This window comes from Pseudoalteromonas sp. T1lg22, from assembly GCF_002964645.1.
Lineage (GTDB): Bacteria > Pseudomonadota > Gammaproteobacteria > Enterobacterales > Alteromonadaceae > Pseudoalteromonas.
The window spans coordinates 1-437 of the sequence record NZ_PQBY01000037.1 but is presented as its reverse complement, the minus strand read 5'-3'; the positions used below and the strand labels follow the sequence as shown (position 1 = coordinate 437).

At 35.7% G+C, this 437-nt stretch carries 1 tRNA gene; it reads right to left on the bottom strand.

From position 1 onward, the window contains the following. Positions 1-354 precede the first annotated feature (354 nt). A tRNA-Ala gene (locus C2M24_RS15895) sits at positions 355-430 on the bottom strand. Positions 431-437 lie beyond the last annotated feature (7 nt).

Genomic DNA, 437 nt, shown 5'->3' with positions numbered 1-437 from the left:
ATGATTGTTACTTACTGGCAAGTCCGGTAGGTAATATTTTGCTCTTTAAAAATTTGGAAAGCTGATAAAAACTTTGAATTGTTCAATTTTGAATGATTTAGAGTTCTCAATAAGTAAAGAAATATGCCAGTCAATTGAAAGATTGATTGTGCGTCTACTTTAGTATTCTAACTTCTGGCGAATTTATTTCTTTACTTATTGAGAACTCTAAATTATTCAAATTGAACAATTCAAAGTTTTTATCAGCTTTCCAAATTTTTAAAGAGCAAGAGAATGACTTCTCAGAGTTAAACACACTCTATTCTCAGGGCATTTCCCCGAAAGAATGTTTATCTATAAGAAGGAGTAGTAAAGTGGTGGAGCTAAGCAGGATCGAACTGCTGACCTCCTGCGTGCAAGGCAGGCGCTCTCCCAGCTGAGCTATAGCCCCACATTAC